At 42.1% G+C, this 14,330-nt stretch carries 16 protein-coding genes; 6 read left to right on the plus strand and 10 right to left on the minus strand.

Annotated features, from left to right (window positions below):
- The first annotated feature begins 124 nt into the window (after window positions 1–124).
- Window positions 125–1,021: a prohibitin family protein gene (locus CRI9333_RS20910; protein WP_015205149.1), complete on the plus strand. Its 897-nt coding sequence runs from the start codon at window positions 125–127 to the stop codon at window positions 1,019–1,021.
- 132 nt (window positions 1,022–1,153) lie between these two features.
- Window positions 1,154–1,345, plus strand: a complete 192-nt coding sequence (locus tag CRI9333_RS20915) for a hypothetical protein (protein ID WP_015205150.1) — start codon at window positions 1,154–1,156, stop codon at window positions 1,343–1,345.
- A 58-nt stretch (window positions 1,346–1,403) separates the two neighbouring features.
- Here the strand turns inward: CRI9333_RS20915 and ctpC are convergent, their stop codons facing one another.
- From ctpC to CRI9333_RS20935, 5 genes are all read right to left on the minus strand, one after another.
- Window positions 1,404–2,699 (minus strand): carboxyl-terminal processing protease CtpC, encoded by a 1,296-nt coding sequence (gene ctpC / locus CRI9333_RS20920; RefSeq protein ID WP_015205151.1) that lies wholly within the window; start codon window positions 2,697–2,699, stop codon window positions 1,404–1,406.
- 351 nt (window positions 2,700–3,050) lie between these two features.
- Window positions 3,051–4,286, minus strand: a complete 1,236-nt coding sequence (ispG, locus tag CRI9333_RS20925) for a (E)-4-hydroxy-3-methylbut-2-enyl-diphosphate synthase (RefSeq protein WP_015205152.1) — start codon at window positions 4,284–4,286, stop codon at window positions 3,051–3,053.
- Window positions 4,287–4,312: 26 nt separating this feature from the next.
- A complete protein-coding gene (locus CRI9333_RS26960; protein ID WP_157462362.1) occupies window positions 4,313–4,459 on the minus strand; it encodes a hypothetical protein in 147 nt (48 codons plus the stop codon).
- Window positions 4,449–4,658: a hypothetical protein gene (locus tag CRI9333_RS20930; RefSeq protein ID WP_015205153.1), complete on the minus strand. Its 210-nt coding sequence runs from the start codon at window positions 4,656–4,658 to the stop codon at window positions 4,449–4,451. Before CRI9333_RS20930 ends, CRI9333_RS26960 begins: the two co-directional genes overlap by 11 nt.
- 279 nt (window positions 4,659–4,937) lie before the next feature.
- On the minus strand, window positions 4,938–5,642 hold the full coding sequence (locus tag CRI9333_RS20935) for an HAD family hydrolase (RefSeq protein ID WP_015205154.1): 705 nt from the start codon (window positions 5,640–5,642) through the stop codon (window positions 4,938–4,940).
- 348 nt (window positions 5,643–5,990) lie between these two features.
- On the opposite strand from CRI9333_RS20935, the gene CRI9333_RS20940 reads away from it, so the two are divergent.
- The 4 genes from CRI9333_RS20940 (at window position 5,991) to CRI9333_RS20955 (ending at window position 10,689) form a co-directional block, all read left to right on the plus strand.
- On the plus strand, window positions 5,991–6,680 hold the full coding sequence (locus CRI9333_RS20940; RefSeq protein ID WP_015205155.1) for a hypothetical protein: 690 nt from the start codon (window positions 5,991–5,993) through the stop codon (window positions 6,678–6,680).
- A 606-nt stretch (window positions 6,681–7,286) separates the two neighbouring features.
- A complete protein-coding gene (gene ltrA, locus CRI9333_RS20945; RefSeq protein ID WP_015205156.1) occupies window positions 7,287–9,164 on the plus strand; it encodes a group II intron reverse transcriptase/maturase in 1,878 nt (625 codons plus the stop codon).
- A gap of 78 nt (window positions 9,165–9,242) precedes the next feature.
- Window positions 9,243–9,632, plus strand: coding sequence for a hypothetical protein (locus CRI9333_RS20950; protein WP_051035420.1), 390 nt, complete (start codon window positions 9,243–9,245; stop codon window positions 9,630–9,632).
- 238 nt (window positions 9,633–9,870) lie between these two features.
- Entirely contained in the window at window positions 9,871–10,689 is an 819-nt protein-coding gene (locus CRI9333_RS20955) for a PHP domain-containing protein (protein ID WP_015205157.1), read from the plus strand.
- 365 nt (window positions 10,690–11,054) lie between these two features.
- Here the strand turns inward: CRI9333_RS20955 and CRI9333_RS20960 are convergent, their stop codons facing one another.
- The 5 genes from CRI9333_RS20960 to accD form a co-directional block, all read right to left on the minus strand.
- Window positions 11,055–11,768 carry a rhomboid family intramembrane serine protease gene (locus tag CRI9333_RS20960; protein WP_015205158.1) on the minus strand — a complete coding sequence of 238 codons (714 nt, stop codon included), beginning with the start codon at window positions 11,766–11,768 and terminating at the stop codon, window positions 11,055–11,057.
- 187 nt (window positions 11,769–11,955) lie between these two features.
- Window positions 11,956–12,291, minus strand: coding sequence for a cytochrome c6 PetJ (gene petJ / locus CRI9333_RS20965; RefSeq protein ID WP_015205159.1), 336 nt, complete (start codon window positions 12,289–12,291; stop codon window positions 11,956–11,958).
- A 128-nt stretch (window positions 12,292–12,419) separates the two neighbouring features.
- Complete coding sequence (gene psbV / locus CRI9333_RS20970; protein ID WP_015205160.1) at window positions 12,420–12,911, minus strand: photosystem II cytochrome c-550; 492 nt, start codon at window positions 12,909–12,911, stop codon at window positions 12,420–12,422.
- A gap of 202 nt (window positions 12,912–13,113) precedes the next feature.
- Window positions 13,114–13,302: a hypothetical protein gene (locus CRI9333_RS20975; RefSeq protein ID WP_015205161.1), complete on the minus strand. Its 189-nt coding sequence runs from the start codon at window positions 13,300–13,302 to the stop codon at window positions 13,114–13,116.
- A 99-nt stretch (window positions 13,303–13,401) separates the two neighbouring features.
- The gene (accD, locus tag CRI9333_RS20980; protein WP_015205162.1) at window positions 13,402–14,316 is read right to left on the minus strand and encodes an acetyl-CoA carboxylase, carboxyltransferase subunit beta; all 915 of its coding nucleotides are present in this window, start codon (window positions 14,314–14,316) and stop codon (window positions 13,402–13,404) included.
- Window positions 14,317–14,330 lie beyond the last annotated feature (14 nt).

The raw sequence follows: 14,330 nt of genomic DNA on the forward strand, positions 1-14,330 counted from the left end.
AACCAAAGATTAATTACCATTTAAACTAGATGCTTTCTTTACTTAATTATTAAATTGGTAAAACCATCCCCAAAGCGTAAATTATTGATGTAACTTGAATCTTATTCCATGAGAAAATAAATTTATGGATTTTATTGTTTCTCTAATTACTGCCCTAATTGCAGTTCTGGTATATTCTAACCGTCTAGGGATGACCACCGATCGCAATCGTTCTTCATTAAGTGCGATCGCTTTATTGATAGCAGTAATTGGTATACTTTACTCGATCTCCAAAGCACTAATCGTTATTCCTACTGGCAATATTGGCGTTGTCGATTCTTTTGGTAAAGTAGCCCAAAATTACCTTGCTCCTGGTGTCCACTTAGTTAATCCATTTGCGAAGGTAATACAATTTTCAACTCGCCTAAAAGATGTCAAAGAAAATGTAGATACAACGTCTCAAGAAGGCTTAACACTTAATCTTGATGTGAGTCTTCAGTACAAACTCGACCCGCAAAAAGCCGTAGAACTTTATCAAAAAATTGGTACTAGCGAGACAGATATTCTCAGTTCTAGATTTCGCTCCACTATTCGTCAAATCACTGCCACCTACCCAGCTAACGCTATTTATTCCAGCAAACGTCAGGAGGTTGCCAAACAACTCGATCAACAACTTACTCAACAATTAACATCTTTAGGTTTCATTGTAGAAGAAACTTTATTGAGGAATGTAGTTTTACCAGAGACAGTCCAAGCCGCCATTCAGCAAAAGCTGAAAGCAGAGCAAGAATCTCAGCAAATGGCTTTTGTGTTGCAAAAAGAGCGTCAAGAAGCAGAACGTAAGAGAATTGAAGCTAAAGGTTTATCAGATTACCAAAAGATTGTTTCCCAAGGTCTTAATGCTCAAATTCTTAGATTGAAGATGATTGAAGCAAATGAAAAACTAGCTCAATCGCCTAACTCTAAAATTGTCATTCTTGGAGGTGGTGAGCAAGGATTACCGATGATTTTACAACCAGATGCAACACCCACTAAAAGATAAACAGGACTTACGCAGAGATCCCCCTAAATCCCCCTTAAAAAGGGGGACTTTGAATTCCCCCCCTTTTTAAGGGGGGCTAGGGGGGATCTCTGTTTTAGGCTTTCGGTGCGTAAAGTTAAGCGTGAGGTAATAATGGATATAACACAAAAATGGTATATTGTCAAGCGCCAAGATGGTCATTGTGAAATTCTCCCCAACGAACAAATCGCAGGGGAGAATAAAGATCCAAATATTGTGGAGCAATGGGGACCCTTAGCTTCTAAACAAGAAGCGATCGCTCGTCGTGTTGGTTTGATCCGCGCAGGTAAGTGTCAACCAGTTTAGGCAATGTGAGTGTTGAGTTTCTTCTTTTCAACATTCAACTCAACACTCAAGTATCTAACTACTTTGCTGTAGTAGAAGCGGCACTGTTTCCTGTTTTAGCTATCTCTTGCTTCAGCACTTGTAGTGCTTTAGCATATTGTGGATCATTTACTGTGCCAACTTGGGTGCGATCGGCACTTAAAGCTTTCTTTTGCTCCTCTGTAAGTTCAACTACCACATCTGGCTTAATTCCTAGCTTGTTAATATCGCGTCCGCTAGGTGTAAAGTACTTAGCAATTGTTACAGCCAATGCTGACCCATCTCCTAGTGGTCTGACTGATTGTACTAAACCTTTACCAAACGTTTTTGTACCAACTAATAAAGCACGTTTATTATCTTGCAGCGCCCCAGAAAGAATTTCACTAGCACTAGCTGAACCACCATCTACCAAAACCACCACAGGTTTATTTGTCACAGCAGTACGATTAGCTACTTGGCGATCGCTTTCACCATTTCGGTCAACTGTCGAAACAATCGCTCCCTCTCCCAACCACATTTTGGCAATTTCAATACTGCCGTAGAGTAATCCTCCTGGGTTAGAGCGCAAGTCTAAAATATAGCCAGCAACTCTTTGCCTTTCTAAATTTTTAATAGCATTACGCATCTCAGATGGCGCGTTAGCACTAAATTGGTTTAACCGAATATAACCAACAGATCCCAACTGTGAATCTTTTTGAATGCTAGAGCGTACTGGATGAACCTCAACTTTTGCCCGTGTGAGAGGAAAAACTAATTGTTTATCTCCTCTGAGGATAGTCAACCTAATTGGCGTTCCCTCTTGACCGCGAATCAGTTGTACTGCCTGATTCACATCCATACCTTCGGTACTTTTAGCATCAATTCTGAGGATAATGTCCTTAGCTAAAATCCCCGCCTTAGAAGCTGGTGTATCTTCAATAGGAGCAATTACTACTAACTTTTTCGTCTTCTCATCTTGAGCCAATTGAATACCCACACCGATTAATTGCCCCGATGTGTCAATTTGCATATCCTTGAACTGTTTCGGGTCCATGAACCTGGTATAGGGGTCATCCAGGGGCTTGATCATTTCCCTAATTGCTTTGTAAGCATCTTCCTTACTGCTATAACTCCGGCTCAGATACTTTTTGCGTACTGCTCGCCAATCTACTTGGTTAAAAGTGCCATCGACATATTGGCGGTCAATAATCTGCCATACTTCATCAACGATTTCTTTAGGGCTTTCGCGAAATAAAGCTTGACCTTGTGACAAATGAATACCAGCACCAGTAACGCCAACTGTTGTTAGCACTAATGCTGTTGCACCGAGAACTAGCCCACGTTTTGTGATTACCATGATCCTTTTCTGAGCCGCAGGGAAACTAATGCCAAGGAATTACGCTCACTCTAGCATAGGCAATATTAGCTAGTAGTCTACATATCAATATAAATCCAGTTACATTGGGTTGCAATCCGGAAAACACTATCGTCTCTAGGGTAGAGTCTTGATCAAGACAGATTGTTCCCCAAATTTATAACTAACGTAGTGCGAACATCTTGAGCGCACTGTTTTTTTGCGTAAGTCCATATTTAATAAATTGTACGCAAATTTGAGCGCAAACAAATCGAACTCAGGACTTACCTTGCCAATGATTGCTACCTTTGGTGTAGAGGCGTTGTCTACAACGTCTCTACATCGCTACTGATCTTAACTTTCTTCAGGCTCAACCCAGCGACCATCACCTTTAATTAAATTAATTAACTCTTCCACGCCTTGAGACTCTGGCACTTTTTTGATTTCTTCCCTACCACGATATAAAGAAATGAAACCAGGTTGTTTACCTACATAGCCATAGTCAGCATCCGCCATTTCACCAGGGCCATTGACAATACAACCCATCACCGCAATATCTAAACCAGTCAGGTGCTTAGTTGCTTCTCGCACTTGATGCAGCACTTCTTCTAAATTAAACAAAGTACGACCGCAAGAAGGACACGCGACATACTCCACCATTGTCTTGCGTAATCCTAATGCTTGCAGAATACTGTAGCAAACAGGAATTTCTTTTTCTGGGGCTTCAGTAAGTGATACTCGGATAGTATCGCCAATGCCTTCAGCTAACAATGTGCCAATTCCAGCAGTAGACTTAATCCGTCCATATTCACCATCACCTGCTTCAGTGACACCTAAATGCAAGGGATAATCCATCCCGCACTCATCCATACGCTGTGCCATTAAACGATATGCCGCAAGCATCACAGGCACACGCGAGGCTTTCATAGAAATTATTAAGTTGCGGAAATCTAGAGATTCACAAATACGAATAAATTCTAATGCCGATTCCACCATCCCTTCAGGGGTATCGCCGTAACTAAATAGCATCCGTTCCGCCAAAGAACCATGATTAACGCCGATCCGCATGGCTTTGCCTTGATCGCGTAAGGAAACAACTAATGGTTCTAAAGTTTCGCGAATTTTTTCGCCAATTTCATCAAATTCTGCTTGGGCGTATTCAGTTCTATCTGCTTTCGGCTTTTCAAATACATACAAGCCTGGATTAATCCGCACTTTATCGACGTGCTTGGCAACTTCCAAGGCTATTTTCATTCCGTTGTGATGGACATCAGCAACGAGGGGTACAGGTTGGTAAGTAGCAATTAATTTTTGCTTAATTTCTGCTAACGCTTTAGCGTGGGCGAGACTCGGAACTGTAACACGCACAATTTCGCAGCCAATTTCATGCAAGCGGCGAATTCCTGCTACTGAGCCATCTATATCTAAGGTGTCTTCATTAATCATTGACTGCACTACCACAGGGTAGCCGCCGCCAATTGTAATATTACCCACTTTTACTGGGCGGGTTTTGCGCCTTTGGATAGTAGTATCAGTGGATAATAGATTAGAAGCGGCTTGGGAAGTTGTTGGATTTGGCAGTGTTTGCATAAAACGATGAGTTGCTCTTTTCCTCTCTATTTTTCAACCTTGCCATAGAAGGGAGCATTTCGGCTGACTATAGCTGTTTTAAATATGAGGTGTGAGGAGCGATCGCTACTTATTAAATATGTTGAGTGTAGCAAAAGTTGTTCAAATACTATCAAAGAGCGATTATCGCTCATAAGCCAAATCTCGAATTAGAGATATGCGGGATTGGATGTAATTGCTTACTACAGCAACTTCCTGGTAATCAAGCGATCGCTCTTGGTTGAGTTGCTTCAATAGCCATTGTACTAAGCTGGCATCATCTAGTTTCAACAAGATATGAGCCTGCGTACTTTCGATCATGACCCATAGCTGACGCAGCAGTGATGGACTCATAGAACCTCCGGGTTGTAAATACCTGTACCGAACTCAGGAATTAATCAAAACTGATGTTATTGGTGGTAGCACATAAGTACGTCACCTCTGAACTATTTAACAATTCCTTTATATTTCACCATACCTGATCACGATATCTTAAAGAACAAAAAATATAATCTGACACAACATTTACTAATTTCTTAATAAAACGCATAATAAGTTAACATTTTTTTAATAATTGGAAACTTGAACAGATTGACAAAAATCACCAACTAGCTTATATAGCCTGTCGAAGTATCAGACGGCTGTTGCTGGTGAATAGACTTGCTGCACTCGTTCTACCTCTAAGTCAGATAAATAATCTACTGTCCAGTTGGTTTGACGCTGAAGCATATGAAAAGGGTAACTATTTGCTACCCCCACCACTCGCATACCTGCTTGCTTGGCGGCTTTAATTCCTACAAAGGTATCTTCAATTGCTAGACACTCCGATGGTTGAAGCTTTAGATCAGGATGTAGTTGATTTAATCGTTGTACAGCCAAGAGATAGCCATCGGGTTTACTAGCTATTAACTCATCACCAGTTACTAGGACATCAAAATACTGTGCTAGATTAACTTGATTTAACACCAGTTCCACTTCAGATCTTGTTGCGCCAGTAACGACACCCATCGGTAGCTTTGCTACACGCAATTTAAAAATTAAGTCTTCCAAACCAGGATAAATCGGTAATTTTTCTAATGTTTCCAAGTGGCGCTGGTATAAGTGCGTTTTTTGCTTAATTAATTTAGTTAAGTAATCTTCAGTGGCAAAACGACCACGATCTTTGAGCAAATCTGAGAGACAGGCGCGATCGCTTTTTCCCAAGCAGAATTTCCGAAAGTCCCCTGGTTGAGGGCGCAAATTTTCTGCAATCACAATCTGCTCAATTAGCTGCTCGTGAATTTTCTCGTCGTTAATAATAACGCCATTAAAATCAAATAAAACTGCTTTTAGAGTCATGTAGGTATTTTTTAAAGGTGGTATTGGTCAATCATTAACATCATTGTGATTTTCATCAGCAAAATCATCTAGTGCGGTCGATCTGCAAAATTTTATTTATATATGCTTGTGTGATCTATGATACAAAAATCAAAGCCTGTCTGAAATCTCAAAGCTGGTTCTTCAGGCAAAATCCGATAATTACACCAACAAAGGAAAATCGTTAAATAGCAATAAAGTCCCTATTCGCAAAATTGATAACCTTCGATAATATCAATTATTTGTAATGAAAAATAGGGGTTTTTAAGTAAATCTTCCTATAGTACAATCATCAGCAAATATGAATCAGCAAACCCAGATAGCTAACAAATGCTAAACATTTTAGATTACTCAAAATTTGGTCTATTAAGCTTGGGAGTAGCTACCAATCTGCTACTGAGTGCAACTATCCCTCAGCAAATTGGTGCAGTCGAAGTAAATATTGAGCCTACCACTCAAGTAGATGAAGAATCTAAAATTGTAACAGGTTCGCCAACTGTAGAGAACAAAGAAGCAGTTACCACTGCTGTTAGTACTACAGAATCGACTATTAGCTTAAATCAGTCAGCTTTTCCTGAGAGCGAAACAAAAGCAGATCTGAACAGCATATCTAGCAATACCGCGCCCCAAACAAGCAATATTTCATATCAAGCTACAGATTTACAGCTAGGGAAACAAGCTGTATTTACAACTAAGACAGAAGCAGAACTGCTTGCTGCTGTTCCACTCGACTTGGATTCTCTGTGTACCTCATTCCCCCTGAATTCCCGATGTAGAGACTATCAGCCAGGTACTCAACCAGGTACTCAGCCCACACAACCCACACAACCAGTCGTAACAGAACCAACAACAGCCAGACCTGGGGGTGGATTTGCCGTTACACCTAAAATTGGTACTCTGGGGGTAGGGGTAGATCTCACTAAAGGAATTTCTAACAATTTAAACGCCAGACTGGGAGTTAATGGGTTTGGGTTTGGAGTTGATGCTAGTGAAAGTGATATTGTGCGACTCGTTGGCTAGAAACCAATATCTGCAAAGATTTGGAGGATTAGCCGCAAGGGTAAATAGGGAGAAATCCTGAACTGAACCTTGACAACTGAGTGACCTTGAGGGTGAGAATCCCTCCCCTGTAGATGCCAGGTGAAAGCACACAGAGCGTGGTTGAAAAACTACGTCCCCTACGGTAGCGATGCCATCAATCCGTAAAGCGGGGGTGAAAGCCTTCAACACTCCAAGTCCTATGGAAGTGCAGGCAAGCAAAGAATCCATGAGTAAGGCATTACGCCTGAATCCACGACTGAACCATCGTCACTTCAACCCAGCCAAAGGGAATGATAGGCTGGAGCCAAAAGGCAAAGGATAAGAGGTAGGCAGTATTCGTCTTGACCTACAGCATCTCCAAATAAACCCGGTGGACATTGGAACTCTAACAGATTCATAGTATGGTCGCTCGGAACGAAGTAACCCCTCGTATGCTCTCAGTGAGGTCGAATACATTGAGTAGGTGCTAACCGGATGCTACGAGGTGGTGGGATTGAGTCAGAAGCAAACGCTTTGCTGTAATGGCAAGGATAAGCTGACAGACTCACGGTTTTAAGGAATGAATAGTCTCAAGTAGTGGTCTATATGTCTAATACACAGTCTCAACAACTGATGGTGGAATGGAGCAAGGTTAACTGGCGCAAGCTGGAAATCCGTGTTCAAAAGCTACAAAAGCGAATATTCAAAGCCTCTAGTCGTGGTGATATAGCAGCAGTTCGCAGACTCCAGAAGACATTGATGAAGTCATGGTCAGGGAAGATGCTTGCAGTGCGTCGCGTGACACAAGACAACCAGGGCAAAAAGACGGCTGGGGTAGACGGGGTAAAATCCTTAACTCCCGTACAAAGGCTGGCACTGGTGAGAAAACTTGCACTAAAGGGGAAGTCCAAACCCACTAGACGGGTATGGATAGATAAACCAGGGACAACCGAAAAACGTCCTTTGGGAATTCCCACGATGTACGACAGGGCGCTTCAGGCGTTAGTCAAACTAGCACTTGAACCGGAGTGGGAAGCACGATTTGAACCCAACTCCTACGGATTCCGACCAGGACGCTCATGCCATGATGCAATCGGGGCAATTTTCGTGACAATTAATCAGAAAGCCAAATACGTGCTTGATGCCGATATTGCCAAATGCTTCGACAGAATCAACCACAGGGAACTTCTTAAAAAGTTAAACACATTCCCAACCCTAAAACGCCAGATAGGAGCATGGCTTAAATCGGGAGTGATGGATGGCAAGCAGATGTTCCCCACATCCGAGGGTACGCCACAGGGCGGGGTCATTTCTCCGCTATTAGCGAATATTGCCCTTCACGGAATGGAAGAACGGATTAAGCAGTTTGCAGAAACACTTCCGTCAAGAAGTGGATTTGGAAAAAGGGATAAAAGAAAATCCCTAAGTTTAATCCGATACGCCGATGACTTCGTGATACTGCATGAAGACATAACCGTTGTTAAAAGATGTAAAGAGATTATCTCTGAGTGGTTAATGGGCATGGGTCTCGAATTGAAACCAAGTAAAACGCGCCTTGCCCATACTCTGATTGAATATGAGGGGCAAGACGCAGGGTTTAATTTCCTGGGGTTTAACATCAGGCAGTACCCAGCAGGTAAATATAACACGGGTTGTAATACCGTAGGGAAACCACTTGGATTTAAAACACTCATCAAACCCAGCAAAGAGAAGATAAAGATACACTATGACCGCATTACAGAAGTAATAGAACAACATAAAACAGCCACACAAGCTGCGTTGATAGCCCATTTGAACCCAATTATTAAAGGGTGGGCTAATTATTACCGAACAGTTAGTAGCAAAGAGACATTCTCGAAGCTTGGAAGTTTAGTGTACAGGAAGTTAAGAAGCTGGGCAAAACGCCGCCACCCTAACAAATCAGGGGGATGGGTAGCTGATAAATATTGGCAAACCATAGGCGAAGATAAATGGGTATTCGCAACCAGACAAGAAGGGAAAAACCCTATGTGGTTACTAAAACATAACGCCACTGAAATAGTGCGTCATGTAAAAGTTCAAAGCGAAGCCAGTCCTTATGATGGCAACCTAGTTTACTGGAGTACAAGAATGGGCAATAACCCAGAAGTGCCTAAGACGGTGGCAACGCTGTTAAAGAAACAGAAAGGGAAATGCGCCCACTGCAAATTGAATTTCACAGAAGAATCGGTGATGGAAGTTGACCATATCGTTCCTAAATCGAAAGGTGGAAAGAATGAGTATAAAAATATGCAATTACTTCACCGTCATTGCCACGATGAAAAGACTGCTAGTGATGGTAGTCTCGGTACAAAATCTGGCTGCAATAGTGCCAAACCTAAGCCCATAAAACGGGTAATCAGAGGTACTCATGACCATTGGAGCCTTATTACTGAGGAGCCGTGTGAGGTGAAAGTCTCAAGCACGGTTTTGAAGACGAGCGGTTCCCGTGAGGAAATCGCTTAGTTTAACGATTACAATGCTGATTTAAAGCTATTTAGTGTAACTGGACTGGCTGACTTCTATCCATTTGGTGGAGGTGGTTTGAGGCTGACAGGCGGTTTGGCTTATCAAGATAATCGTATTGATGCTACAGGCAAAGCGAGGGAAAACGGGACATTTACAATCGGCGATCGCACTTTCACTTCTCAAGAAGTTGGTGAGTTGAAGGCTAAAGCGTCATTTCCCAACAGCATTGCACCATATTTAGGCATTGGTTTTGTTAATCCAGTCAGGCGGCAAGGCTTAGGTTTTTCCGTGGACTTGGGTGTGCTATTTTCGGGTTCGCCAGAAGTAGAATTGAGGGCTACTAATCCCAATGCAAACCAACAACTAAGAACTCAGATTGAAAATGAAAGAAAACAATTAGAGGATGATTTGAATGGTTTGAGTGTATATCCTGTACTTTCCGTTGGAGTTTCTTACGGTTTTTAAGATTTTCAGGATTTACTTATAAGGATATGCGGGCAAGATGCCCGTATATCTAGTTAATTATTTTTGGTATAGGTTCTTAGAACCTATTGGAAAAGTGGTTTGAAGAGATTTTTAACCACAGATAAACACAGATGGACACAGATAAATAGAGAGGTTTATTCACATTAAATAGAGCTTGAAAGATAGGCTCTAAGTGCTACTGTGGATATTTTGTTTGTTGAGAGTCCATAATTGAAATATGCTAGAACTCCATTGCCATACAACTTATTCAGACGGTACTCTCACACCACAACAACTGGTTGCTGCGGCTGTTGATAAAGGAGTACGCGCTCTTGCTATTACTGACCACGATACTATTTCTGGGTGGGATGAAGCGATCTCAGCCGCTCAACCACACAATATAGAAATTGTCCCTGGAATTGAATTAAGTACTGTCCACAACGATCGCTCTTTACATATTCTCGGCTTTTATCCTAATCCTGAATTACTTGATACTCCTCTACGTGAACGGATAGAAGGACGTTTTCGCCGCGCTAGGATGATGGTAGAAAAATTAGCGGCGCTGGGGTATCCGGTTGAGTTACCAACCTTGGGTGAAGGCATGGCTCCAGGTCGTCCGCATATTGCTAGAGCATTAGTAAATGCAGGTTATGTAAAATCATCTCAGGAAGCTTTTGAGCGTTGGTTGGGTGATGATCGACCTGCTTATGTAGATTACGAGAAGTTTTCTATTGTTGAAGGAATTGATTTGTTACGCAGTTGTGGTGCAGTCCCAGTTTGGGCGCATCCTTATCTATTTAAGGGTGGGAAGGTTGAGGATGTCCTCAAAGAGATGGTGGATGCAGGGTTAATGGGAGTTGAAGTTTATCATCCTACTCATACGCGATCGCATATTGAGAATTTAGAACGTTTATGTGCTGAGTATGGGTTATTGATGACTGGTGGTAGTGACTATCATGGTCCTTCGCCTAGCGGTGTTGAAGGAACTACTCTTAATATGTTGCATTTGTCAATAGATTTACTTCAACCAATTAAGCAATTGGCAAAGAAGATGTGAGGAGTGAGGGACAGCTAAAAAAATTTAATTGCGATTGAGGAAACTTAACTAAGCAGTAGTAGTATTTCAAAATGTGTCTCTACACCTAGCTGAGAATGCAAATTTAGCTTAACTTTCACTTAGTTACTTGCTTTTCGGAAATTAAGCAGTATTTTTTACTTTATTTGAGATTTTGCCACTTTCCAAAAATAAGTTTGGGGAATAAAACCCTTGTCTAAGAACGAAAACAGATTTTAAAATTTGTCTAGTCATCGCAGCGCACCAAGCCTCACCCCTACTAGAGCAGTAATAGCCACGACTAAGGAAACAAAAAAAGCATTGCGAGTTGCTGAGTCAATTCGTGCTTCGTCGTGCTCCTCAAATGACTATAAAACCTGAGATTCTGAGTCTGAGGAAAATAATCCTAAGAGTGGACCGAGAATTGCGCCGAATACGAAGCCACCTGCGTGCGCCCAGTAAGCGATTCCACCACTTTCCATGCCAATGTTAGCAGGCGCGTCTAAGCTGGCTGCACCATAGAATGCTTGCTGTAAAAACCAAAAACCCAGGAAGAAAAACGCCGGAACTCTGACTGTTGTTATGAAAAAACCTAGTGGTAGTAATGTCAAAACTTTGGCTTTGGGAAATTTAAGAACGTATGCACCCATAACACCTGCGATCGCACCACTTGCTCCCAAAGAAGGAATACTAGATCCAGCAGAAAAATACCACTGTGTTAAAGCTGCCAATACACCACAAGCAATGTAAAAAATCAAGTATTTGATATGACCTAGCCGATCTTCAATATTATTGCCAAAAATCCATAAAAATAACAAATTTCCCGCAACGTGCAAAAAACCACCATGCAAGAACTGTGATGTTACTAACGTCAGCCATTCTGGTACTGATTGAGTGCTTGGTACGCCATTAAAACTAGCGGTTAACTCACGAGGAACTACCGCCCAGATATGGAAAAAACCGTTGAGTAGTTGGGGATTTAAAGTTAGCTCATACAGAAAAATGAGAATATTGGCAGCAATTAGCCCATAAGTTACATAAGGAGTAATTTGAATCGGATTATCGTCGCGTAATGGAACCACAGGCGTTTTTCCTCAAAATCCAACAGTGGCAATAGCATAACCCAAATTATTTTGGGCTGTCTTTTGGTCTGTGGATAGATCTGCTGCGATGCCTGCGGCTGGCTGCGCCTACGCACATCCACAAAAAAGACCCCTCTAAAGTAAGAGAGGTCATTTGATACCCAATTACAGAACTATTAAAAGTTCCTTACCAACCTTTTTCAGATTGTCCTAAAACATAGGTAGCTACGTCTTGAATCTGTTGATCGTTAAGACGACCCGCGAAAGCTGGCATAGCATTTTTACCCTTAGTAACTTGTTTGACGATCGCCTCAAGGGAGTTCATGCCGTACTTTTCAAGGGTCTCTTTCTTTAAATTTTTGTTAGCCATAATCACGTTGTTACCGCCCGCGTGGCAAGCAGCACAGTTAGCACTGAAGATTTTTGCACCACTAGCTGCGTCACCCTCAGCAAAAGCGGGATTAGTGAAGGCAACAGTCACAATAGCTAAAGCTAACAAGGCAATAGATATCAATTTCTTCAATGTAGTTCTCCTCTGTTGTTAAAACTTTGTAGCAAGCTTTATTCTAGCTTTGATGATCATCAAGTCTGTACCGATGAGTAATGAGCAATTCAAAACCCTGCCCTTGAGCAAAGCGAAGAGTCAAAACCTTAGCGAATAGCTTTACCGCCGCCCCATTGATCGCCCATAACCTTTGGTTGTAGGAGAATATGACCTGCAAGCGCTACTAAGTCATCTTCGGATAGATTTCTCATTTCTGCAAAAATGTCGGCACTTTCAGTGCTAGGGTGTACTTCTGAGATTACAGTTTCCCCATCATAAGTGGTTGGGTGGTGCAGATAATCCACTAAGGCATCAACGTTATCCCGTGGAGGCGTTGCGCCAGATAAATCTTTAGGGCTAAGACTTACGTTGAAGTCGGTTTTGGTAATACCTCCAGCATGGCACTGAGCGCAGACTGCACTAAATAAGCGTTTGCCTTGTTTGACTTGTTTTTTGTTCAGGGTAATATTTTCACCCTGTTCATTTAATTTCACCGTGCGGGTATTGGCATCAAGTTCTACCGCAAACGCACTGTTAACAACTATCTGAAAGGCGAAAAATACAGTCGCCACAAAAAGCCATACGAATCGCTTAAGCATGGTTCTCCTTATCAAATTTGCCTGAGTAATTTAATCCGCAACACAGCTATCCACTCAATCATTAAGCATCCTCACACTTAGCGTGCGATCGCACTCTTTCCAATCATCAGGGCATAATATTAGTCTGTCACTCATTATGACGCTGGGGATGCTAAACATCGTGCTGCACTTCTTTTGGGTGGTTTGGCAGGAACCTTGCCACTTATTGAGTGCTGGCATCTGGTTTTTGAGACAAAATTTTAGAAATAATTGCCTTGGCATCCTCCAGCGCAAGCCGAGTTTTTTCAGTTTTATAAGGAATTCCTAGCTGTTCGCACAGATGGAACACCTGTTCTATCGTTTGGTTGTAGTCCGCCGCGATTTCTGCAATTGACAGGTCTGCAAAGCCCATGATGGTTGGGTAGAGTTGAAGGATTGAGTCGCTCTAATATGAATATCATGCCACTGAGCGATCCCTTTGCTTACATTAGTAATGCGGATAGTTTAGGATTTACACTATTCCAATGCCTTGGGCGATCGCTTCTGGCACTACTGCCGGAATCGAAAAGGGATGCTGATGTAAGCGAATTAGTTGAGCTAAGGTTTTCTTTAGTTGCGGACGTGGTACAATTGCATCGACAAACCCATGTTGTAAAAGATACTCAGAGGTTTGGAAATCATCTGGTAATTTTTCTCTCAAGGTTTGTTCAATTACCCGCCGACCTGCAAAGCCAATTGTGGCTTTAGGTTCTGCCAGAATAATGTCTCCTAACATCGCAAAACTAGCAATTACACCGCCAGTTGTCGGGTGAGTTAGCACAGGAATATAAAGCAATTTAGATGCTTGATGGCGTTCTAGCGCCCCAGAAATCTTTGCCATCTGCATCAAACTTAACATTCCCTCTTGCATTCTGGCACCACCAGAGGCGCAGAGAATTACTACTGGGAAGCCAGCTTTTGTGCCATGTTCAATTAAGCGCGTTAGTTTCTCGCCAACGACAGAACCCATACTACCGCCCATAAATCGGAAATCCATCACACCTAAAGCGATGGGTTCTCCCTCAATTTGACCCGTACCCGTAGCAACTGCGTCTACTAAACCAGTTTTTTCTTGAGTTTCTCGGATGCGATCGCTATACTGTTTGCGATCGCGAAATTTTAGCGGATCTGTTGGGCGTAAATGCTCATCTAAAGGCATCCAGGTATTAACATCAATCAGTTGACGGATACGCTCTTCGCAGCCTACCCGCTTGTGATGGTCGCACTCTAGACACACCATTTGATTAGCTTTGAGATCCTTGGTATAAGCAATTGCACCACAAACCTCACATTTAGTCCACAGACCATCAGCAATTTCCCGCTCTTGTTGCTGTTGACTACCTGAAGCTGATTTCTGTCGATTTGCAAACCAATCAAATAAAGACATAAAAAATATTTAAT

Source organism: Crinalium epipsammum PCC 9333, assembly GCF_000317495.1.
GTDB classification, from domain to species: Bacteria; Cyanobacteriota; Cyanobacteriia; order Cyanobacteriales; family PCC-9333; genus Crinalium; species Crinalium epipsammum.